This is a genomic window from Brevundimonas sp. UBA2416 (assembly GCF_002343105.1).
Lineage (GTDB): Bacteria > Pseudomonadota > Alphaproteobacteria > Caulobacterales > Caulobacteraceae > Brevundimonas.
Genome location: NZ_DDRM01000047.1, coordinates 1 through 20,187, shown reverse-complemented (window position 1 = coordinate 20,187; position 20,187 = coordinate 1). Strand labels below are relative to the sequence as shown.

Annotated in this window: 21 protein-coding genes; 15 read left to right on the top strand and 6 right to left on the bottom strand. The window is 69.8% G+C overall.

The features are described 5' to 3' along the window. Positions 1-2: 2 nt before the first annotated feature. Genes B3E43_RS15860 through B3E43_RS15850 form a run of 3 tightly spaced genes read left to right on the top strand, consistent with a single transcriptional unit; the run spans position 3 to position 1,823 of the window. Positions 3-824, top strand: coding sequence for an AraC family transcriptional regulator (locus B3E43_RS15860; protein ID WP_292031247.1), 822 nt, complete (start codon positions 3-5; stop codon positions 822-824). Positions 825-858: 34 nt separating this feature from the next. Then, complete coding sequence (locus B3E43_RS15855; protein WP_292031245.1) at positions 859-1,314, top strand: DUF6265 family protein; 456 nt, start codon at positions 859-861, stop codon at positions 1,312-1,314. Beyond that, on the top strand, positions 1,269-1,823 hold the full coding sequence (locus B3E43_RS15850; protein WP_292031244.1) for a GNAT family N-acetyltransferase: 555 nt from the start codon (positions 1,269-1,271) through the stop codon (positions 1,821-1,823). Before B3E43_RS15855 ends, B3E43_RS15850 begins: the two co-directional genes overlap by 46 nt. Here B3E43_RS15850 and B3E43_RS15845 read toward each other — a convergent pair. Further along, a complete protein-coding gene (locus B3E43_RS15845; protein ID WP_292031242.1) occupies positions 1,820-2,041 on the bottom strand; it encodes a hypothetical protein in 222 nt (73 codons plus the stop codon). The two genes, B3E43_RS15850 and B3E43_RS15845, sit on opposite strands and share 4 nt — an antisense overlap. Positions 2,042-2,146: 105 nt before the next feature. Continuing rightward, positions 2,147-2,950, bottom strand: a complete 804-nt coding sequence (ubiG, locus tag B3E43_RS15840; protein ID WP_292031240.1) for a bifunctional 2-polyprenyl-6-hydroxyphenol methylase/3-demethylubiquinol 3-O-methyltransferase UbiG — start codon at positions 2,948-2,950, stop codon at positions 2,147-2,149. 55 nt (positions 2,951-3,005) lie between these two features. Between ubiG and B3E43_RS15835 the strand changes: the two genes are divergently transcribed. The 5 genes from B3E43_RS15835 (at position 3,006) to B3E43_RS15815 (ending at position 9,681) form a co-directional block, all read left to right on the top strand. Next, positions 3,006-4,280, top strand: coding sequence for an aspartate kinase (locus B3E43_RS15835; RefSeq protein WP_292031238.1), 1,275 nt, complete (start codon positions 3,006-3,008; stop codon positions 4,278-4,280). Between the two features lie 110 nt (positions 4,281-4,390). Then, positions 4,391-6,595 carry a phosphoenolpyruvate--protein phosphotransferase gene (gene ptsP, locus B3E43_RS15830; RefSeq protein ID WP_292031236.1) on the top strand — a complete coding sequence of 735 codons (2,205 nt, stop codon included), beginning with the start codon at positions 4,391-4,393 and terminating at the stop codon, positions 6,593-6,595. 194 nt (positions 6,596-6,789) lie between these two features. Then, a complete protein-coding gene (locus tag B3E43_RS15825; RefSeq protein ID WP_292031234.1) occupies positions 6,790-7,875 on the top strand; it encodes a helix-turn-helix domain-containing protein in 1,086 nt (361 codons plus the stop codon). Between the two features lie 55 nt (positions 7,876-7,930). Next, complete coding sequence (ispG, locus tag B3E43_RS15820; RefSeq protein WP_292031232.1) at positions 7,931-9,082, top strand: flavodoxin-dependent (E)-4-hydroxy-3-methylbut-2-enyl-diphosphate synthase; 1,152 nt, start codon at positions 7,931-7,933, stop codon at positions 9,080-9,082. Positions 9,083-9,084: 2 nt separating this feature from the next. After that, positions 9,085-9,681: a glutathione S-transferase family protein gene (locus B3E43_RS15815; RefSeq protein ID WP_292031230.1), complete on the top strand. Its 597-nt coding sequence runs from the start codon at positions 9,085-9,087 to the stop codon at positions 9,679-9,681. Here B3E43_RS15815 and B3E43_RS15810 read toward each other — a convergent pair whose 3' ends face one another. Continuing rightward, positions 9,682-10,461, bottom strand: coding sequence for a sulfite exporter TauE/SafE family protein (locus tag B3E43_RS15810; RefSeq protein ID WP_292031229.1), 780 nt, complete (start codon positions 10,459-10,461; stop codon positions 9,682-9,684). Positions 10,462-10,525: 64 nt separating this feature from the next. Continuing rightward, complete coding sequence (locus tag B3E43_RS15805; RefSeq protein WP_292031227.1) at positions 10,526-11,155, bottom strand: response regulator; 630 nt, start codon at positions 11,153-11,155, stop codon at positions 10,526-10,528. Between the two features lie 165 nt (positions 11,156-11,320). On the opposite strand from B3E43_RS15805, the gene prfA reads away from it, so the two are divergent. Beyond that, the gene (gene prfA / locus B3E43_RS15800) at positions 11,321-12,388 is read left to right on the top strand and encodes a peptide chain release factor 1 (RefSeq protein WP_292031225.1); all 1,068 of its coding nucleotides are present in this window, start codon (positions 11,321-11,323) and stop codon (positions 12,386-12,388) included. A 163-nt stretch (positions 12,389-12,551) separates the two neighbouring features. On the opposite strand, the gene B3E43_RS15795 is transcribed toward prfA, so the two are convergent. After that, complete coding sequence (locus B3E43_RS15795; RefSeq protein WP_292031330.1) at positions 12,552-13,772, bottom strand: YihY/virulence factor BrkB family protein; 1,221 nt, start codon at positions 13,770-13,772, stop codon at positions 12,552-12,554. 74 nt (positions 13,773-13,846) lie between these two features. Between B3E43_RS15795 and B3E43_RS15790 the strand changes: the two genes are divergently transcribed. The 6 genes from B3E43_RS15790 to B3E43_RS15765 all read left to right on the top strand — a co-directional run bounded on the left by B3E43_RS15790 (position 13,847) and on the right by B3E43_RS15765 (position 19,290). After that, the gene (locus B3E43_RS15790; protein WP_292031222.1) at positions 13,847-14,635 is read left to right on the top strand and encodes an MOSC domain-containing protein; all 789 of its coding nucleotides are present in this window, start codon (positions 13,847-13,849) and stop codon (positions 14,633-14,635) included. After that, complete coding sequence (gene prmC, locus B3E43_RS15785) at positions 14,632-15,510, top strand: peptide chain release factor N(5)-glutamine methyltransferase (protein ID WP_292031220.1); 879 nt, start codon at positions 14,632-14,634, stop codon at positions 15,508-15,510. The genes B3E43_RS15790 and prmC overlap by 4 nt, the downstream gene beginning before the upstream one ends. A 279-nt stretch (positions 15,511-15,789) precedes the next feature. Further along, positions 15,790-16,767, top strand: coding sequence for a DUF4167 domain-containing protein (locus B3E43_RS15780; protein WP_292031218.1), 978 nt, complete (start codon positions 15,790-15,792; stop codon positions 16,765-16,767). Positions 16,768-16,844: 77 nt separating this feature from the next. Then, positions 16,845-17,513: a DUF4893 domain-containing protein gene (locus B3E43_RS15775; protein ID WP_292031217.1), complete on the top strand. Its 669-nt coding sequence runs from the start codon at positions 16,845-16,847 to the stop codon at positions 17,511-17,513. Then, on the top strand, positions 17,510-18,799 hold the full coding sequence (locus B3E43_RS15770; RefSeq protein ID WP_292031215.1) for an FAD-dependent oxidoreductase: 1,290 nt from the start codon (positions 17,510-17,512) through the stop codon (positions 18,797-18,799). Before B3E43_RS15775 ends, B3E43_RS15770 begins: the two co-directional genes overlap by 4 nt. 86 nt (positions 18,800-18,885) lie before the next feature. Then, complete coding sequence (locus B3E43_RS15765) at positions 18,886-19,290, top strand: hypothetical protein (RefSeq protein WP_292031212.1); 405 nt, start codon at positions 18,886-18,888, stop codon at positions 19,288-19,290. Between the two features lie 7 nt (positions 19,291-19,297). Here B3E43_RS15765 and B3E43_RS15760 read toward each other — a convergent pair. Then, on the bottom strand, positions 19,298-20,187 hold an 890-nt coding region (locus B3E43_RS15760; RefSeq protein ID WP_292031210.1), incomplete at its 5' end, for a DUF3471 domain-containing protein.

The following is a 20,187-nucleotide window of genomic DNA, read 5'->3' as shown; positions in this document are numbered from 1 at the left end:
CGGTGGGGGAGGGGGAGCGTTATCTGGAGTTCGAACCGCCGGCGGCGCTGCGCCCCTTTGTGCGCGCGATCTGGACCTATGCCGCCCCGGCGCCCGAACCAACCGTCCAGCGCATCGCCCCCGACGGCTGCCCCGAACTGATCCTCGACATCGGCGCCCCCTATGAGGAGCAGGGCGAGGACGGCGTCTTCCGTATACAGCCGCAAGCCCTGTTCGCCGGCCAGATGACCCGCCCGCTGGCCCTGCGCCCGGTCGGTCCGGTCGAACTGGTCGCTGTCCGGTTCGAGCCCGACGGCGCCCGCGACTGGCTGGGCCATGCGGCCGCGGATGCGACCGACCGCCGCCTCGACATGACCGCCCGGCTCGTCGGCGTTATGGCGCCCTCGGGTGATCCGGAGGGCCAGGTCACGGTGATGGTCCGCATCCTCGAGGATCATCGCCGCCGCAACGGCTGGGCGCTCGACCCTGCCGTCCGGGCCGAAATCGAGGCTGCCGCCGCCGATCGTCCGGGGGCGGATCGTTCGCCGGGCGAGCAGCGCGCCCTGCAGCGCCGCTTCCGAGACCGGGTCGGTGTCCCGCCCCGCATCCTGCGTTCCATCTTCCGCTTCCGCCGCGTCTTCGACCTCGCCGCCGAGCCGGGTCCCGAGGCGCTCGGCTGGCTCGAGGCGGGGCTGGAGGCCGGCTATTTCGACCAGCCGCAGCTGGCCCGCGACTTCCGCCGCTTCCTCGGCTGCACGGCCACGCAGTGGGCCCGCGACCAGGCCGGTCTGGCCCGGCGCCTGGCGTCGCAAACCTACAAGCCCGGACCGCTGTCGCCGCACTAGGGTGCCGCCGACGCCGAATCCAAGGGAACTCTCCATGCTGACCGCCGCCCTCGCCGCCGCCCTGATCCAGACCGCCGCACCGGCGACCCCCGACCTGTCATGGATGGCCGGCTACTGGCTGGACTGCGCCAACGGCCGCGAGGCCTCCGAGACCTGGAGCGACCCGCGAGGCGGTCTCAGCGTCGGTCACGCCCTGACGGTCGAGAACGGCCGGGTCTCGTTCGAGGTCTCGCACCTCCGGCGCACGGCCCAGGGCTTCGCCTATGTCGCCCAGCCCGGCGGCGCGGCGCCCACGGTCTTCGTTCTCGCCGAGAGCGGCCCGAACCGGGCGGTCTTCGCCAATCCGGAAAACGACTTCCCGACCCGCATCATCTATGAACGCGACGGCGACGCCCTCAACGCCCGGATCGAGGGCGACATCGGCGGTCAGGCGCGGAGCATGGAATGGACCTTCACGGCAGCCCCACTCAACACGCGCTGCCCCGCCTGAACCAGGACGGGCTGAACTGGCGGGCGATGACGGCGGCCGATCTGGACGCCGTCGCCGCCATCGCCGCCATCGGCTTCCCCGACCATTTCGAGGGTCGCGACTGTTTCGAGAACCGGCTGGCGCTCAACCCGGCCGGCTGCTTCGTTCTGGCCGGCGAGGATGGTGCGCCGCACGGCTATCTGGTCGCCTATCCGTGGACGGCCGATGCGGCGCCCGCGCTCAACACCCTGATTGCGGCGATCCCGGACGAGGCTTCGGTGATGTATCTGCACGATCTCGCCATCGAGCCGGCCGTGCGCGGCGGCGGCTGGTCGCGCCCCATCGTAGAGCGGCTGGCGCGGGACGCCCGCGCCGCCGGCTGGCCGGCCTTGACCCTGGTGGCTGTCAACGACGCCGCGCCGTTCTGGGAACGGCACGGCTTCGTCGTGGACGATGCGCCGGGCATGGCGGAAAAGCTGGCCGGCTACGGCGAAGGCGCCCGCTACATGATCCGGCGACTGACCGCCTAGCTGCGGGTCCAGCCCTTCTCGGCCATGCAGCCGCGGAAGGCTTCGCTGCGCTGGCCCTTGCCGGTGGCGGCACGGCATTCGGCGCGGGCGGAGTCGAAAGGCTGGGCGTTCTGGCCGTGCCAGGCGAGGTCGTCGTCGTGGTCGGCGTCGATCACGGTGACGCAGGCCGAGGTCATCAGGGCCGCCGACAGGGCGGCGAGGACGAGAAGGCGCTTCATTTGGGGCTCCTGTTCGGGAGGTGGAGGGGAAGCCTCTCATCCCACCGTGAAGCTTCCCTGTCCCGTTACTTCGAGGTCAGGTCGATGAACCGCCGATGAACCGGCTCAGTCGCGCGTCGCCACCATCATGTAGTTGATCCCGGCGTCGTCGCTTTCACTCCAGCGATCCGTCAGCGGATCATAGACCAGCCCGAACGGTCCGCTGACCGCCAGCGGCTCCGCCGACAGCATCCGCCGGATTTCCTCCGGCTTGAGGAACTGGTTCCAGTCGTGGGTCCCGGCCGGCACCCAGCGCAGGATGTACTCTGCGGCCACCTTGCCCAGCGCCAGCGACTTCAGGGTCCGGTTCAGGGTGGCGACGATCATCATGCCGCCCGGCTTCACCAGCCGGGAACAGGCGCGGATGAAGGCCTCGGGATCGGCGACGTGTTCAATCACCTCCATGGTCAGGACCACATCGAACGGCCCCGCGCCCTCGGCCTCCAGCTGTTCGACCGTCGCCGCGCGATAGGTGATGTCGAGCCCCTGTTGCTCCGCATGGGCCCGCGCCGTGCCGATATTCTCGGCCGAGGCGTCGACGGCGGTGACCTCAAACCCCATCCGCCGCATCGGCTCCGCGATCAGCCCGCCGCCGCAGCCGACGTCCAGCAGGGTCAGACCCTCGAAGGCGCCGCGCGTCTTCACATCCCGCCCGAACCGCTCCGCCGCCCGGTCGCGCACGAAGGCCAGCCGGGCCGGGTTGAATTTGTGCAGCGGCGCGAACGGTCCGCGCGCGTCCCACCACTCCGCCGCCTGGGCCGAGAACCGGGCCACGTCGGCGGGATCGATCGAAGGCCCCGAGGCCCCCTCCTCGAATTCCGCGCGGCTTTGGGGTTTGCGCGCCGATACCGTGTCGTTAGAAGCGGCCATGGGCCGAGGGATGAACCCGCGCGGCCTTCCACGCAAGATGGGGCGATCCGCCACGATGACGCGGCCACCTACGACGCGACTGGTGATGAAGTTCGGCGGCACCTCGATGGGCGACCTCGAACGCATTCGCCGCGCTGCCCGCATCGTCGCCGCCGAGGCCGCCGCGGGCAAACAGGTCGCCGTCGTCGTCTCCGCGATGGCCGGCAAGACCAATGAACTGGTCGCCTGGACCGACGGCGCGGGCCGTCCCGGTCAGGGCATCGCACTGTCGGATGACGAGTACGACATCGTCGTCGCCTCGGGCGAGCAGGTCACCGCCGGCCTGCTGGCCCTGACCCTGCGCAACATGGGACTGAACGCGCGCAGCTGGATGGGCTGGCAGATTCCGATCCTCACCGACGACGCCCATGGCCGCGCCCGTATCGAGGATGTGCCGGGCGAGGTGCTCGGCGCCGCCATGGACAAGGGCGAGATCGCCGTCGTCCCCGGCTTCCAGGGCGTCAGTCGGTCGGGCCGGATCACCACTCTCGGCCGGGGCGGCTCGGACACCTCGGCCGTGGCCGTGGCGGCGGCGCTGGACTGCCCGTGCGACATCTACACCGACGTGGACGGCGTCTACACCACAGACCCCCGCATCGAATCCCGGGCCCGGCGGCTCGAGAAGATTTCCTACGAAGAGATGCTGGAGATGGCCTCGCTTGGCGCCAAGGTGCTGCAGACCCGTTCGGTCGAGCTGGCCATGGCCAAACGCGTGCCGGTCCGGGTGCTGTCCAGCTTCATCGAACCCGACGAACACGGCGTCCTGCCCGCCAAGTCCGGCACATTGATCTGCGACGAGGAGGAAATCGTGGAAAAACGCATCGTATCCGGCGTGACCATGAGCCGTGACGAGGCCCGTATCACCCTGCTGGGCCTGTCTGACCGGGTCGAGGCGCCGGCCGACGTCTTCACTCGCCTGGCCGAGGCCAACGTCAATGTCGACATGATCGTGCAGAGCCAGGCGCGCAGCGAAGGCGCGGTCAACCTGACCTTCACGACCGGCCGTCGCGACGCCGCCCGCGCCGCCGAACTGATGCGCGCGGCCCAGCCCCAGCTGGGCTTTGAGGAACTGCGCGTCGATGAGGATGTGGCCAAGGTCTCGGTCGTCGGCGTCGGCATGCGCAGCCACGCGGGCGTCGCCCAGACCATGTTCCGGGCCCTCGCGGACAAGGGCGTGAAATTTCAGGCCATCTCGACATCCGAGATCAAGATCAGCGTATTGATCGACGCGGCCTATGCGGAACTGGCCGTTCGTGCGCTTCATGCAGCCTATGGACTGGAAGACGTCTAGGAATTGAGCCGGACGGCGCCCATCTGCGGCGTCGTTCATTGGGAGGAGCCATGCCGGTTGGCGGATTGACGACGGGGCCACGGAACCTCCTTCGCCAGATTCGCGAAGCCATGGCCGGCGCGTCCCCGGCCCAGGACCGGCTCGACACCGTCGTTCGCATCATCGCCCAGTCGATGGTGGCCGAGGTCTGCTCGATCTATCTGCGCCGCGCCTCGGGCGAGCTTGAGCTGTTCGCCACCCAGGGCCTGAAGCCGGAAGCTGTCCACACTACCCGCCTGCGCCCCGGCGAGGGTCTCGTGGGTGAGGTGGCGCGCACCGCCGCCCCTATCAGCCTTTCGGACGCCCCGTCCCACCCCAGCTTCGCCTACCGGCCGGAAACGGGCGAGGATCCCTACCACGCCTTCCTCGGCGCCCCCCTGCTGCGCGGCGGCCGGGCCATCGGCGTGCTGGTTGTCCAGAACCGCTCCGAGCGGCGCTATGACGATGAGGAAGTCGAGGACATCCAGACCATCGCCATGGTTCTGGCCGAGACCGTCGCCTCGGGCGAACTGCTGGCCCAGGAAGAGCTGCGCGACATCGAGGTCGCCCCGCACCGGCCCGAGCGGCTCAAGGGCCAGCGCTTCGCCGAGGGCCTGGCCTATGGACACGTCGTCCTGCACGAGGCCCCCGTGGCGCCCGAGAACCTTCTGGCCGAGAACCAGCAGGTCGAGGAAATCCGCCTCCGCGAGGCCCTGATCGGGCTCAAGGCCAATATCGATTCCATCCTCGACGGCGGTCAGGGCAAGCTGGCGGGCCTGCCGTTCGAGGTGCTTGAGACCTACCGGATGTTCGCCGACGACCGCGGCTGGAACCGGTCGCTCGAGGAGGCTGTCCGCACCGGCCTGACCGCCGAGGCCGCCGTGGACCGGGTCCGCAACGAACACCGCGCCCGCTTCGCCCAGGCCCGCGATCCCTACATCAAGGAGCGGCTGCACGATTTCGAGGATCTGGCGAACAGACTTCTCCGGGTGCTCGCCGGCGACAGGCCCGGCGAGCGGGAGCTGCCCGACGACGCCATCCTCGTCGCCCGCAACCTCGGCCCGGCCGACCTGCTCGAATATCCCCGCCACAAGCTGCGGGGTCTGCTGCTGGAAGAAGGCTCGGCCGCCAGCCACGCCGCGATCGTCGCCCGCGCCCTGCAGATCCCCTGCGTCGGCCGCATCATGGGCGTGCGCGACCGGCTGTCCGAAGGCGACCTCGTCATCGTCGACGGCGAGACCGGCGAGACCTATCTGCGACCCCGCCCCGACATGCTGGCCGCGGTCCAGTCGCGCATGCTGGTCCGCAGCGCACGCCAGGCCGAGTTCGCCAAGCTGCGCGACGTCGCCGCCGTCACCCTGGACGGAACCCGCGTCACCGTCCTGACCAACGCCGGCCTCGCGGTCGACCTGGAGAACCTGGACGCCACCGGCGCCGAGGGCATCGGCCTGTTCCGCACCGAATTCCAGTTCATGGTCTCCGAGGAACTGCCCCGGCTGACCAGCCAGACCGCCCTGTACAAACTGGTCCTCGACACCGCCGGCGACCGGCCTGTGACCTTCCGCACCCTCGATATCGGCGGCGACAAGGTGCTGCCCTATCTGGAGACCGAGCGGGAAGAGAACCCGGCCCTGGGCCGCCGCGCCATCCGCCTCGGACTGGACCGCCCCGGTCTGTTGCGGCTGCAGCTGCGTGCCCTGCTGACCGCCGCCGCCGGGCGCGAGCTGCGGGTCATGTTCCCGATGATCGCCACGGTCGACGAGTTCCGGGCCGCGCGCGAACTGGTCGATGTCGAATGCGCCTGGGCCAAACGCCGGGGCCGGGCGCTGCCGGCCCTGCTGCGGGTCGGGGCGATGATCGAATGCCCCAGCCTGCTCTGGCACCTCGACGCCCTGCTGCCGCTGACGGACTTCGTCTCGGTCGGGACCAATGACCTGTTCCAGTACATGTTCGCCGCGGACCGCACGAACCCGCTGGTGTCCGAACGCTACGACCCCCTGTCGCCGCCGGCCCTGCGCGCCCTGGCCGAGATCCAGAAGAAATGCGCCGACACGGGCACGCCTGTGTCCGTCTGCGGAGAACTGGCTGGCCGCCCTCTGGAAGCCTTCGCCCTGCTGACCCTCGGTTTCACCCGTCTGTCGGCCCCGGCCGGCGGCGTCGGGCCGGTCAAACGGATGATCCTGTCGGCCGATCTCACAGCCGCCCGGCGCAGCATGGCCAACCTTCTCGGCTCCTCCGCCGGCTCGATCCGGGGCGAGCTCGAATCCCTGGCCCGGAAGTTGAACGTCACGATCTGAACCGTCCCGGTCCGACACGTCGGGATGGCTAACAAATCGTTGATCGGGCGGCTCTAATGAGTTATCCACAAGCCGGAACGTGGTGGTCTGCGGGGGCAGGTCCGGGCTGTCATCCCGATATGATACAGGCCACGGGTTCGAGTATGGCGATGCGTGAGGAACCCTCGCGCGCGCAGAGTGTGGGGTCAGGCGTAATGGCGCTGGATACGGGGGGAACCTCCCAGGAGCTCAAGGCTCATCCAGACTGGAAGGATGTGGTTCCTTCCGTCACCGATGCTCCGACTCTCGGCGATGGCTTGCGGATCGCCCGCGAACACTCCGGCCGCTCGCTGGCCGAACTGTCCAGCATCACCCGCGTTCCGTCGCGCTATCTGACCGCGCTGGAGCAGAACGACTTCTCGACCCTGCCCAACCGCGTCTTCTCCATCGGCTATGTCCGCGCCTACGCCGGCTCGCTGGGCCTCGACGAACAGCTCGCGGTCGAGCGGTTCAAGCGTGAAAGCCCGGACCCCTCGGTGCCGCTCCAGGCCCCCGTCGGCGTGGCCTTCGAGGAAGTCCGCCGCTATTCGCCCCGCCTGATCGCCGCCGGCCTTGCGCTCGTCATAGCCGTCGTCGGCTGGAACGTCTTCCAGCGTGTCAGCCTGATGCGTGCGCCCCAGCCGTCCGACCTCGCCGCCATTCCCGAAAGCTGGACCCTGGGCGCCGTGCCCGGCCAGCCCGCCGCCCTGAGCCTGACCGCGCCGCGCCCCGCGCCGCCTGACCAGACCATTCCGGCCCTCTACATCACGCCCGGTCTCGAGGCCGAGCTGACCGGCGTCGACCCGGCCTCGCCGGAAGCTGTCGCCGCCGCCACCGCCGGCGCGCCGCCGGTGCAGCGGGCCTTCAACCCCCGCGGCGCCATCTATGGCGCCTCGGCCAATGCTTCCCAGGTGGTGATCCAGGCCCGCAAGGCCGCCAGCCTCGTGGTCCGCATGTCCGATGGCCGCGTCCTGTTCGCCCGCCAGCTGGCCGCCGGAGACGCCTGGCGCGCCCCGGCCGGTGTGGCCGCTGTTGTGGACGTCTCCAGCCATTTCTCGGACTTCGACGTCTATCTGAACGGCGAGCATGGCGGCACGCTGACGGCCGAGCAGACGCCGCTCAGCCAGCTCAACACCCGCGCCCAGACCCTGGCCCGTCAGGCCGCTGCCGAGGTCGCGGCCCGGACCCAGGCCGCCCAGGCTGAGGCCCAGGCCCGCGCCGCGACAGTCCAGACGGCGATGGCGACCTCGACCGACGGCTGATTGCGACGCTTCGGGTCGTGGCCATGCCGCAATCGACGCCCTATGTTGCGCGCAAATGAGCTCTGACCTTTCCCACGTCCGTCCGTGGCGCCACATCGAGCGCCGCAAGAGCCGCCAGATCATGGTGGGCAACGTCCCCGTGGGCGGCGATGCGCCGATCACGGTCCAGTCGATGACCAATACGCCGACCTCCGACGCGGCAGCCACGCTGGACCAGATCCGCCAGCTGGAAGAGGCCGGCGCCGACATCGTCCGCGTCTCCTGCCCCGACGAGGCCTCGACGGTCGCCTTCCGGACCATCGCCCGCGAGTCCCGCGTCCCGCTCGTCGCCGACATCCATTTTCACTACAAGCGCGGCATCGAGGCCGCCCAGGCCGGCGCCGCCTGCCTGCGCATCAATCCCGGCAATATCGGCTCGGCCGATCGCATCCGCGACGTCATCCAGGCCGCGCGCGACCACGGCTGCTCCATGCGCATCGGCGTCAACGCCGGCTCGCTCGAGAAGGAGCTGCTCGAGAAGTACGGCGAGCCCTGCCCCGAGGCCATGGTCGAGTCCGCTCTCAACCACGCCCGCATCCTGCAGGACCACGACTTCCACGAGTTCAAGATCTCGGTGAAGGCGTCCGACCCCTTCCTGACCGTCGCCGCCTACCAGCAGCTGGCCGAGGCCATCGACTGCCCCCTGCACCTCGGCGTGACCGAAGCCGGCCCCCTGCGTTCGGGCACGATCAAGTCCGCCATCGGGCTGGGCAACATGCTCTGGGCCGGCATCGGCGACACCATCCGGGTCAGCCTCGCCGCCGACCCGGTGGAGGAGATCAAGGTCGGGTTCGACATCCTCAAATCGCTCGGCCTGCGCCACCGCGGCGTCAACATCATCGCCTGCCCCTCCTGCGCGCGTCAGGGCTTCAACGTCATCGAGACCGTAGGCATTCTCGAGGAGCGGCTGGCCCATGTGACCACGCCCATGTCGCTGTCGATCATCGGCTGCGTCGTCAACGGTCCGGGCGAAGCTCTGTACACGGACGTCGGCTTCACGGGCGGCGGGGCCGGCTCGGGCATGGTCTATGTCAACGGCAGGATGGCCCACAAACAGCACAACGACGGCATGGTCGACCACATCGTCGAACTGGTCGAAGCCAAGGCCGCCGAACTGGACGCCGCGCGCAAGGCCGCAGAAGTCAAACCCCTCGTCGCCGCCGAGTGAGCATGAAACTCTACATCACCGCCCCGTCCCCCTTCGCCCGCAAATGCCGGATCGTGGCCCGCGAGAAGGGGCTGATCGGCCGGATCGAGGAGATCGCGGTCGATCCCTACGCCAACGCCCCGGAATTACTGGCGTCCAATCCGGTCGTGCAGGTGCCAACACTGATCGCTGAGGACGGCCTGCCGCTCAACGACAGTCCGGTGATCTGCGACTATCTCGACGCCCTGGGCGACGGCCCACGCCTGCTGCCCGCCGACGGGGCGGAGCGGCTGCGGGTCCGCCGGCTTGAGACCCTGGGCAACCAGGCGCTGGAGATGGGCGTCAAACTGCTGCTCGAGCTGCGTCGGCCGGAGGACGAGCGGTCGCCGTCATGGATCGCCCGCTGGACCACGAACATGGGCCGCGCCCTCGATGCGCTGGAGGCCGCGCGTCCCGATCCGGCCCGGCTGGACATGGGCGTCATCACCGCCGGCGTCGCCGTGACGTGGATCGGCTTCCGGCATCCCGACTTCGACCTCGCGACCGGCCGACCCGGACTGGTCGCGCTTCAGGCCGCGCTGGAGGCTCGCCCCAGCTTTGCCGAAACCCGGCCGGGCTGATCAACCCAGCACGCCCGCCAGCTGCAACCCCTGGAACGACGCCAGGGCCAGCAGCAGAATGCCGACCGCATAGGTCAGCACCTTTCTCGGCACCCGTTTGGTGATGATGCCCGCGAACGGCGCCGCGAGCAGGCCCCCCGCGACCAGTCCGCCCACCGCGGCCGCATGATGCTCGAGCGCGCCCGCCTCGGCCCAGTGACCCGTGATCAGGGCCCAGACGAAGGTCGCGCTGATGGCGACCGTCAGAAAGAACTCGGCCGTGTTGACGGTCCCGATCGCGCGCCGCGGCTCCTGTCCCGCCGCGACCAGGGTCGATGACACCGTAGGCCCCCACCCGCCGCCGCCCACCGCGTCGAGGAAGCCGCCGACCGCCCCTGTCGGCGCCATAAGCCATGACGGCAGGCGCCGGGGCTTGATGTCATGGCCGGCGCGCCAGACGATGTAGGCGCCGATCACCGCCAGATAGGCGACGATGAAGGGCTTGATGACGTCGCCCTGGATCCCGGTCAGGACATAGGCGCCGATGCAGCCGCCGATCACCCCGGCCAGCGCCAGCGGCGTCAGCAGCCTCCAGTCGACATTCTTGTGCCAGACGTGGCTGCCCGCCGAGGCCGCGGTGGTGAAGACCTCCGCTCCATGCACGCTGGCCGACGCCATGGCCGGCGGCACGCCGAGCGCCAGCAGCACCGAGGACGAGATCACCCCATAGGCCATGCCCAGCGCCCCATCGACCGACTGGGCCAGGGCTCCGACCACGAAAAACAGCAGGAAGGTTTCCATTCAGTCGATCTGAAACACCGTGGCCCATCGAAAGCAAAGCTTTGTCAGAATATTGGTTGCGCGGTCAGGCCGCGACCGCGCCGCGGTCGACCGCCCGCGCGATCGCCGTCAGTACGTCCCGGCGACCGTAGGGCTTGAGCACGAGGGCCGTCGCCAGCCGCGCATGGCGCGCTGCAGCGGCCACGTCGCCCGACAGGAACATCACCGGCACGCCCCAGGTCTCCGTCAGCGTCCGGGCCAGGGCGACGCCGTCTCCCTCTCCGATCAGGTTGATGTCGACCAGCGCAAGATCGACCGCGTGCAGACCCGCCGCCGTCGTTGCGGCCGCCGGGTCCGAAAAGGGACCGACCACGCCGTGACCCGCCTCGACCAGCACATCCATCAGGTCCGCCGCCATGAGCGGATCATCCTCGACCACCATGATGGTCAGCGGCGACGTGGTCGGGATCTGACCGTCGTCCGCCTGATGGGCCGGGACCGCCTGTCGCGTCAGCACCGCGCGCAGGTCGCGCCATACCTCTGCCGGCGGCCGGTCGCCGTCGAGGTCGAAAATCCGCGCCATGGCTTCCAGATCGCCGCGCGCCTCCGCTGAAATCTCCGTCGGACGCGGGTCCAGCAGGCCGTCGTACAACCGCCTCAGCCTGACCAGATCGGCCCCTTCGTCCCGTGTCCTTGTCAGCGTTCCATCAAACATGCGCCCTCCAGTTCCACCGTCCAGCTAGGGTCCCGGCCCGCCTTGCGAAACCGGCCTGACGGCCTTGTGACGCCCGGTCACGATCACGCCATCGCCGCGCCGCATCGACAGGGCCGCGTCCGTCGGAGTAAACACCGCCTCCCGTTTTGAAGAGGCGCTTCCCCCTTGCGACTGCCCCAGGCCCGGCTCGATCAGGTGCTCGATCGCTTCCACCAGGTGGAGGCGCGCATGGGCGCGGCCAGCGACGGTCAGGAGATCGTCCGCCTCTCGAAAGAGCATGCGGAGATGAAGCCCATCGCCGACGCCGTCATGGCGCTGGCGAAGACGCGGGCCGAGATGGCCGATCTGGAGGTCATGGCGTCGGATCCTGAAATGGCCGAGATGGCCGCCGACGAGCTGCAGACCCTCAAGGAAACCCTGCCCGACATGGAGCGGGACGTGGCCCTGCTGCTGGCCCCGCGCGACGCTGACGAGAACGCCTCGGCCGTGCTGGAAGTCCGCGCTGGCACCGGCGGCGACGAGGCGGCCCTGTTCGCGGGCGACCTGTTCCGCATGTACTCGCGCTACGCCTCCACCCGCGGCTGGAAGGTCGAGCTGGACTCGGCGACCGAGGGCGACGCCGGCGGCTACAAGGAGATCATCGCCACCGTCACCGGCGACGGCGTCTTCGGCCGGCTCAAGTTCGAGAGCGGCGTCCACCGCGTCCAGCGCGTCCCGACCACCGAGGCCGGCGGCCGCATCCACACCTCGGCCGCCACTGTCGCCGTCCTGCCCGAGGTCGAGGATGTCGAGATCGACATCCAGGACAAGGACATCCGCATCGACACCTTCCGCGCCTCGGGCTCGGGCGGCCAGCACGTCAACAAGACCGATTCCGCCGTGCGCATCACCCACTTCCCGTCCGGGATCGTGGTGACCTCCTCGGAGAAGTCGCAGCACGTGAACCGCGACAAGGCGATGAAGAACCTGCGCGTCCGCCTCTACGACATGCAGCGCCAGGCCAAGGACGACGCCCGCTCCGACTCACGCAAATCCCAGGTCGGCTCGGGCGACCGCTCGGAACGCATCCGCACCTATAATTTCCCGCAAGGCCGCGTCACCGACCACCGCATCGGCCTGACCCTGCACAGCCTGCCGCAGATCCTCGAGGGCGACATCGATCCGTTGCTGAACGCGCTCATCGCCGAAGATCAGGCCGCGCGCCTCGCCGATCTGGAAGCGGAGTTTGGATAAGGAAACGCGTTCTCCCTCCCCCGAAGTGGGGAGGGACGGCGAAGCGTAGCGGGGCCCGGGTGGGGAAGTCTGAAGCCGGGCGCCGTCCGTGCGGGACCGGCGTTCCCCACCCGGTCGCTTCGCGACCACCCTCCCCACTTCGGGGGAGGGAGAAGCGGCGGCTTCACCCCTTCCGGATTCTTCTCCTCAACAACCGGTCCGACAACGCCTCCGCATGCTTCAGCGTGAACGCCAGCGCCGCCGGCGACCCCCGCTTCGGCCCCACCGTGTCCGCCACGACCGCCCCGCGCTCGCCGATCGCCCGTTCCTCGCCGGTCGTGGTGTCCATCGCCGTCTGGTGCTCGATCTCGGCGTTCAGCTCAGCGCCCATCAGCACGATCTGCACCGTCAGCCAGGTCCACAGCAGGAAGCCCATCATCGCCGCCAGCGGGCCGTAGTAGGCCGTGCGCACGAAGGTCTGCAGATACCAGCTGAAGATCAGCGACAGGGCCAGGCTCAGCAGGGCGGCGAAGATGGCGCCGGGCGTCAGCCAGCGCAGCCGCGCCTTCTGACGGCACGGTCCATGGCGATAGATGACCGTCAGGATCGCGACATAGACCAGCAGCAGCACCGGCCAGCGCAGCGGCGCCAGATGGGCCCATTCATCGGCGAGACCGAGCACGCCGAGCACCACCGGAACGCCCACCACCAGCCCCGCGGAGACCAGCACGGCGAGCAGACCGGACACCGTGAACCCCATGCACATCAGGTTGTAGCGGACGATATTGCGCCGCTCGACCTCGTGATAGGCGACGTTCAGCCCGTAGAAGAGCACCTTGATCGCCCCGTTGGCGGTCCACAGCGACAGGGCCAGGGTCCAGACCAGGGTGAAGGTCAGGGTGGTGGTGGTGTTTTCCGCCAGCCGCTGCATCTCGTCGCCGAGGAACCGGGCCACGCCCGAGGGCAGGAAGGAATAGAGGAACTGCAGCCGGGCCCAGGCGTCCGCCGGGTCGGCGAACAGGCCGTACAGGGTCACGAAGGCCGCCAGCGTCGGGAACAGCGACAGCATGACGAAGAAGGTCACGCCGCCGGAGAGGAAGCCGATCCGGTCGCCGAAATAGGACACCCCCAGCCGCCAGAAGATGTCGGTCCAGCCCTTGTGCGGAATATGCTCCGGCCGCTGCGCCAGACGGCCCCGGCCGGGCTCCTTCGCCTCGAAATCCTCAGGCGTCGGTGGCTTAGGAGGCAGGGGCTCGGGTCGCTCCTTGCGCAGCTCCAGTCCGAATTTGTGCCCGCGCGTATAGATCAGGTGCGCGGCCCCGGCGCCGGCCGCCAGCCCGCCGGCGATCGCCCCCATCATGGTCCACGGGCCGATCGCTCCGCCCTTTTTCGATCGTCCCTGCATCCCGGCCACAACGGCTCCTCCGGCAGCTGTGTTCCGCCGCTTGCACAGGGGGCCATGCTCCGGCACCAAACACCATGGCCGAGACGCGAATTCCCGCTGCTGACGGCGTGGTGACCGCCCTTTGGCGTCACCCGGTCAAGGGCTTCACGCCCGAACCCCTCGACGCCGTCGACCTCCCGACCGGCGGCTGGTTCCCCGGCGACCGGATGTTCGCGGTCGAGGACGGCCCCTCCGGCTTCGATCGCGCCGCGCCGGAACATCTGCCCAAGCAGAAATTCACCGTCCTGATGAGGACCGCCGAGGTCGCCGGCGTCCGCACCCGCTGGGACGAGACCGCGCGCACTCTCCACGCCGCCGCCGCGGGCCAGACCGACATTTCCGTGGCCGTCGACGATCCCGACAGCCGCGCCGCCTTCGAATCCTGGCTCGCCGCCGTCCTCGGCGACGCCGTCTCGGGCCCCCTCCGGTTGGTCTCCGCCGAGGGCCTCGACCACCGCTTCATGGATCACCCGCTCGGCCGCATCTCCCTGCTCAACCTCGCCAGCGTCCGCGACTTCGAGGCCCGCATCGGCCGCCCGATCGATCCGCGCCGCTTCCGCGCCAATGTCTGGGTCGAGGGCTGGCCCGCCTGGAGCGAGAACGACGGCGCCGACCGCGACCTGACCCTCGGCGACGCCCGCCTGCGCGGGGTCAAACCCATCGTCCGCTGCGCCGCCACCCATGTGGATCCTGACACCGCCGAACGCGATTTCGATCTGGTCCCGGCGCTGTTCGAACAGTATGGCCACCGCTGGTGCGGCCTGTATGCGACCCTCGCGGCGGGCGGAATGGTGCGCGTCGGCGACCGCGTGGAGATGACATGACCCAAACTCTGGTGACCGCCTGGAAGGCCGCGACCGCGACGCTCAAGGCCGGCCGCATCGACAGCCCCTCGATCGACGCCCGCCTTCTGCTCGAGGTCGCCACCGGCGCCACCCGCACCGACATCCTGACCGACCCCTACCGCGTCGTGACCGCAGACCAGCAGGCCGCCTTGGACGCCTTCGTCGAACGCCGCCTGCGCCGCGAGCCCGTCTCGCGCATCCTCGGCAAGAAGGGCTTCTGGAAGATCATGCTGAACGTCACCCCCGACGTCCTCAGCCCCCGCCCCGACACCGAGGCCATCCTCGACGTCGTCATGCTGGCCTTCCCGCCGCACAAGGCCTTCGAGATGATCGACCTCGGCACCGGCTCCGGCGCCATCCTGCTGGCGACCCTGGCCGAGCGGTTCGGCGCGCGCGGCGTCGGCACCGACATCTCCTTCGAGGCCCTGGCCGTGGCCAAGGAGAACGCCACCAACCTCGAACTCGACAACCGCGCGACCTTCCTGCGCACCGAATGGGCCGCCGGCTTCGGCGACGCCAGCTTCGATCTGGTCGTCTCCAACCCGCCCTACATCCCGTCCGGCGACATCCCCGGCCTCGACCCCGAGGTCCGCGATCATGACCCGCTTCTGGCGCTGGACGGCGGCCCGGACGGCCTGACCGCCTATCGCGAGCTGGCCCCCGAAATCCGCCGCATCCTCCGCCCCGATGGCATCTTCGCCGTTGAGATCGGCTGGCACCAGGGCCCCCAGGTCAAGGCCCTCTTCGAGGCGGCGGGCTTCGAGCACGTCATCATCGTCAAGGACCTGTCCGACCGCGACCGCGTCATTACCAACGGCCCGGACCCGAGGACCAATCCCATTCCGAAGATGTAGGCGGCTCCAAACAAACCCCTTGGAAACGGCCCCATGCCGCGCTAAGTCTTCGCCTGTCTCCCACCCAAAACGCACGCCTTGGACCGCTTCAGGCCCATTCACGCGCGCCCGGGACAGTGACGGTCGGGCCAGTCGCCCGGCGGACCACGGGCTGACAACGGTTTTCCGACACATCGCCAGCGGGGATCGGCCCCGCCCGAAGCGGAACAACGACACGGACGGCATCAGGCGGCATCTCGCGCGCCGGCCCGTCCCTCATAAAAAGCACGGTAGCGTCCGATGAGAGATTTCAAGGGCATGAAGCGTCAGCGCGGACGCAACAGGAAGCCCGGCAGCGGCGGCGGAAACAACAACGCCAACGCCACCAATCCGAACCGTTCGTGGGACTCCCAGGGCCCCGAGAACATCAAGGTCCGCGGCAACGCCCAGACCGTCTATGAGCGCTACATGCAGCTGGCGCGCGACGCCTCGGCCGCCGGCGACCGCGTCCTGGCCGAGAACTACACCCAGCACGCCGAACACTATTTCCGCGTCCTGCGCGCCCTGCAGCCCTCGCGTCCCGTGTCCGAGATCGCCCAGCGCGAACTGGCCGGCCAGGGCTTCGACATCGATTTCGAGGACGAGACCGGCGCCCAGGCCGCCGCCATCATGGCCGCTGAAAAGGTCGAGGCTGACCGTCTCGCCCAGATCGAGGCGCGCCAGCGCGAAGCCGAGGAACGCCAGAACGACCGCCCGAACGATCGCCAGAACGATCGTCAGGGCGAACAGACCCGCCGCGAATGGCGTGACCGCGACGACCAGCCGCGTCAGGACCGCGAGCCGCGTGAACCCCGTGAGCCCCGCGCCGAAGGCGAGGGCGGCTTCAACGCCGACGGCAGCCGCCGCGAGACCCGCCGCGAACGCTGGGAGCGCCGCCAGCTGGAACGCAGCGCCCGCTTCGAACGCGAGGGCGGCGAGCCTCGCGCCGAGGGCGACGCCCCGGCCGCGCAATCTGACGAAGCCCCGGAAGTTCGGGCCGAAGCCCCCGAACGCGCGGAGCGTCCGGCCCGCGCCGAACGCCCCGAGCGCAAGCCTCGTCGCGACGCCGGCGTGGCCGCCGACGACGGACCCTCGGCCCTGCCGGGCTTCCTGACCCGCTCGACCGCCCCCGCTCCGGCCGCCACCGCGCCTGAGTCCGTCGATGCGCCGGAAGAGGCCGCCGCGCCCAAGCGCCGCGCGCCCCGCCGCAAGGTCGAGGCGCCCGCCGCCGAGGACTGATCCGCCTGCGACGCGCGCACGCTTGACGGAACCGCGCTTGACTGGCCCAAGAAGGGCCAGACTGTTCCGGAGCGCCCATGTCCCGCCTGTCCCGGCCTTCGGCCCTGATTGTGCTGGCGAGCCTCGTCCTCGCCGCCTGCGCATCCACGCCCCCTCCGCCGCCTCCGCCCCCGCCGGGCGGGTCCGGCTCCTCCGGCGGACCGGTCGCCTTGCGCGACTGGCGCGGCATCATCACCGCTTCTGACCGTGACCGGTACAGCCGCCGCGACGCCGCCTGGTCCCTCGCCCTGCAGCAGGCCCGTCGCCAGCGCGGCTCCGGCGACCTGGCGTCCCTCGGCGACCTGATCGACCCCCGCGCCGCCCGCGCGCCCGTCACGCCCCCGACCGGCGACTATCGTTGCCGCACCGTCAAACTGGGCTCACAGGGGGGCGAGGACAGCCTCGGCTATGTCGTCTACGGCTGGTTCGCCTGCCGCATCGAACAGACGCCGCGCGGTCTGAAATTCTCCAAACTGACCGGAAGCCAGCGCCCGTCAGGCCTGCTGTTCCCCGAGAACGACCGCGAGATGGTCATGCTCGGCTCCATGGCCCTCGCCTCCGAACCTCCCGCCAACTCCTACGGCCAGCGTCCCGACCGCGATCTCGTCGCCGTGCTGGAGCGGATCAGCGACAGCCGCTGGCGCCTCGTCATTCCCTGGCCCCAGGTCGAGTCGAACCTTGATCTGATCGAACTCGTCCCGGCGTGACGGAAGAGGCGGCTCCGAAGGTCCGAAAGCCGCGCGCCAGGACCGGGAAGAAGCCACCGCGGGGGACGCTGGGCATTCCGCCGCTGTCGCGCCGCCTGACTCGCCCCGACGACATCGCCATCGTCGGCGCCGGTCCGGCCGGCCTGGCCGTCGCCCTTATGCTGGCCCGGCAGGGGCGGGGCGTCGTCGTCCACGAGCGTTTCGACACGCCCCGCCCCATCGGCGCCGGCCTGATGCTCCAGCCCACGGGTCTGGATGTGCTGGACCGGCTTGGCCTCACGGCGCAGATCGAAGCCCATGGCCAGCACATTGACCACATCTTCGGCCGCGAGGCCCGCCGCGGACGGGTCGTCCTCGACGTCCGCTACAGCGACCTGAAGCGCCCGCGTCAGGCCGTCGGCATCCATCGCGCCGCCCTGTTCGCTATCCTGTTCGAAGCCTGCGTCGAGGCCGGCGTAGGCTTTGAGACCGACCGCGAGATCGTCGCCGCCGACGGTGGCCGGCTGATCGACAGTACCGGCGGCCGCAGCGCGCCCTTCAGTCTCGTCATCGACGCCTCCGGCGCGCGGTCAGCGATCTCGGCCCGGATGGGGGGTGAGCGAACCGACCTCGCCTGGGGGGCTCTGTGGACCACCGTTCCCTGGCCGGGAGCGCCCTTCGATCCAGCGGCACTGCAGCAGGTCTATCTGGGGGCCAGCCGCATGCTCGGCGTTCTGCCCTGCGGCGTCCGGCCGGGCGAGACGGCTCCGCTGGCGACCTTCTTCTGGAGCCTGAAAACCGAGATCTGGCCCGAGTGGCACGCGCGGGGGCTGGATGTCTGGAAGGAACACTGCCTTCGCCTGTGGCCGGAGCTGACGCCGGTCATGGACGCCATCACCGACCGCGAGCGGATGACCCTGGCCTCCTATGGCCACCAGACCATCGGCCGCCCGGTGGCGGATCGGCTGGCGGTGATCGGCGACGCGGCGCACTCCACCAGTCCGCAGCTGGGGCAGGGGGTCAATATGGGCCTGCTCGACGCCCAGGCCCTGGCTGACGCCCTGATCCGTCATCGCGACCTGCCCACGGCCCTTTCCGCCTATGCCGCCGCGCGCCGCTGGCATGTGCGGCTGTATCAGGCGCTCAGCCTCGGCTTCACCCCCTTCTACCAGGCGGACGGCCGCGTGCTGCCGTGGGTTCGCGACCATGTGCTGGGCAAGGTGGCGCGCCTGCCGCTGGCCCCGCGCCTGCTGGCCGCGACCGTGTCCGGCCTGCTGCTGGATCCTCGTCCGCGCGACCGGCGCTGAATCGTCACGCCTCCGACGCTTGACCCCGACCGCCCCGACCGCGAGTCTGGCGCCGCGGGGCGGTCCCGCCCTGTCAGGAGGCTCTCATGCGCGGCGTCAGCATCACCATCGGCTCGGTCATCGCGGTCGTCATCGTCCTCGCCATCGTCATGATCGGCATGCCGACCTACAATGTCTATTCCAAGCAGATGCAGGGCAAGGCCGCCTATGAGCAGGCCGTGCAGGACCGCCGTATCCGCGTGCTCGAGGCCCAGGCCGCCCTCGACTCGGCCCAGCTGACCGCCCAGGCCGAGGTCGCCCGCGCCCGCGGCACCAACGAGGCCAACCGCATCATGGCCGAAAGCCTCGGCGGCCCCGAGAACTACCTGCGCTGGTCCTACATCCACATGCTGGAAGAAACCGCCGGCAAGCCGGGCCGCGAGGTCATCTACATCCCGACCGAAGCCGCCATGCCGATTCTCGAAGCCAGCCGATCCCGTCCGGCGCAGTAGGGGCGCCTCAGACCTTCGTCAGCCGCAGGTCGTGGTAGTCGTAGCTGAAGTCCGCATCCGGACTGACCGCCTTCATCGTCGCTGACACGGGCCGTCCGTTCTCCAGCGTGAAGGTGATGAATACATCCTCTTCGCGCCGGTCCGGGAACCGCGTGCGCAGCGTATCCCCGTCATAGGCCTCGACCGGCCCCTGCAAGGCCGGCGTCCGGCTGAAGCTCAGCCAGAGCTGGAGGTCCCGCGCCTGGATGGTGATGTCGCCGTACCAGGGATCGCGCCAGGTTCCGGCATAGGCCGCCAGCGGCAGGGACGGCGGCGCGCCCGCCGCCTGTTTGGCGTCGATCTCCGCCGCCGCCGCGATCGACCGCGCGTCGCCCTCGCGCTGCAGCCGCTGGCCGTCTGCGATCCAGTCGAAGCCGGTCTTGCCCATGATGATGTCGGTGATGCCGCTGCGCAGGGCGCGGGTCAGGAAACTCTCCTCGGCATTGGTGAAGAAGCTGAAGCCGGCATTGCGGCCGGGAATCAGCATCGTTCCCGAGACGTAGCCGGGGGCGCCTCCGCCGTGGGTAATGACCCGTTCCCCCCGATAGTCCTGCACCTGCCAGCCCGTCGCATAGGTCGAGGCGATGGCCCGCCCCGGCAGGGTCTCCGTCGGTCCCGCCGAACTCCCGACGATGATATTGGGCCGCCACATCTCATTGGCCCGCGCTTCCGAATACAGGCGCGTCCCGTCCGGCAGTTCGCCGCGCGCCAGCTGCACCGCGATCCATTTGGCCCAGTCGACCGGCGTCGAGACGAAGCCGCCCGCCGCCCCCGCCGCCGCCCAGTCCCAGACTTCCTGGATCGACTGGCCAATCGTCTGCATCGGACCCTGATAGCGCAGCGGCGGGCCGATCCGGC

Coding starts and splice junctions, on each gene's coding strand:
- B3E43_RS15850 (WP_292031244.1), top strand. CDS start 1,269: ATGGACCTTCACGGCAGCCCCACTCAACACGCGCTGCCCCGCCTGAAC.
- ubiG (WP_292031240.1), bottom strand. CDS start 2,950: ATGGCCGCTTCTAACGACACGGTATCGGCGCGCAAACCCCAAAGCCGC.
- B3E43_RS15795 (WP_292031330.1), bottom strand. CDS start 13,772: ATGCAGGGACGATCGAAAAAGGGCGGAGCGATCGGCCCGTGGACCATG.
- B3E43_RS15780 (WP_292031218.1), top strand. CDS start 15,790: ATGAGAGATTTCAAGGGCATGAAGCGTCAGCGCGGACGCAACAGGAAG.
- B3E43_RS15835 (WP_292031238.1), top strand. CDS start 3,006: ATGACGCGGCCACCTACGACGCGACTGGTGATGAAGTTCGGCGGCACC.
- B3E43_RS15825 (WP_292031234.1), top strand. CDS start 6,790: ATGGCGCTGGATACGGGGGGAACCTCCCAGGAGCTCAAGGCTCATCCA.
- B3E43_RS15855 (WP_292031245.1), top strand. CDS start 859: ATGCTGACCGCCGCCCTCGCCGCCGCCCTGATCCAGACCGCCGCACCG.
- prmC (WP_292031220.1), top strand. CDS start 14,632: ATGACCCAAACTCTGGTGACCGCCTGGAAGGCCGCGACCGCGACGCTC.
- B3E43_RS15765 (WP_292031212.1), top strand. CDS start 18,886: ATGCGCGGCGTCAGCATCACCATCGGCTCGGTCATCGCGGTCGTCATC.
- B3E43_RS15775 (WP_292031217.1), top strand. CDS start 16,845: ATGTCCCGCCTGTCCCGGCCTTCGGCCCTGATTGTGCTGGCGAGCCTC.
- ispG (WP_292031232.1), top strand. CDS start 7,931: ATGAGCTCTGACCTTTCCCACGTCCGTCCGTGGCGCCACATCGAGCGC.
- B3E43_RS15815 (WP_292031230.1), top strand. CDS start 9,085: ATGAAACTCTACATCACCGCCCCGTCCCCCTTCGCCCGCAAATGCCGG.
- ptsP (WP_292031236.1), top strand. CDS start 4,391: ATGGCCGGCGCGTCCCCGGCCCAGGACCGGCTCGACACCGTCGTTCGC.
- B3E43_RS15790 (WP_292031222.1), top strand. CDS start 13,847: ATGGCCGAGACGCGAATTCCCGCTGCTGACGGCGTGGTGACCGCCCTT.
- B3E43_RS15810 (WP_292031229.1), bottom strand. CDS start 10,461: ATGGAAACCTTCCTGCTGTTTTTCGTGGTCGGAGCCCTGGCCCAGTCG.
- B3E43_RS15845 (WP_292031242.1), bottom strand. CDS start 2,041: ATGAAGCGCCTTCTCGTCCTCGCCGCCCTGTCGGCGGCCCTGATGACC.
- B3E43_RS15805 (WP_292031227.1), bottom strand. CDS start 11,155: ATGTTTGATGGAACGCTGACAAGGACACGGGACGAAGGGGCCGATCTG.